1 protein-coding gene is annotated in these 300 nt (G+C 33.7%); it reads right to left on the bottom strand.

Annotated features, from left to right (window positions below; genetic code table 11):
• Positions 1-300: type IX secretion system membrane protein PorP/SprF (locus V6251_RS15260; protein WP_341589014.1), on the bottom strand; the 300-nt coding region annotated here is incomplete at both ends.

Below are 300 nucleotides of genomic sequence, written 5' to 3'. Positions count from 1 at the left end.
CTGCTCCAAAAAAGTGTTGCGTCTCTGATCCTATTTTAAAGCCATTTGCATCTAAATGCACAGAGTTTAAAATGTTAGGCATAGAGGCAGAAATATAAAACTTACTTGGTTTGTAAAAATATAATCCAGCTCCAATATTTGGAGTAACTTCATTAATGTTTTCTGAGAAAAAAGGATCATTAGCATCTATTAAATCTAATCCTGCTAATCCAATGTCATGAAACGTGGCTCCTGCTTTTAATCCAAACGCTAATTTAGTTCCTGTTCCTACAGGTATGGTGTAAGAAAAATCTACATAAG

This window comes from Olleya sp. Ti.3.14, from assembly GCF_038154885.1.
Classification (GTDB): Bacteria; Bacteroidota; Bacteroidia; order Flavobacteriales; family Flavobacteriaceae; genus Olleya.
Note: the sequence above shows the minus strand (reverse complement) of the source record. Positions and strands in the feature narration are given on the sequence as shown.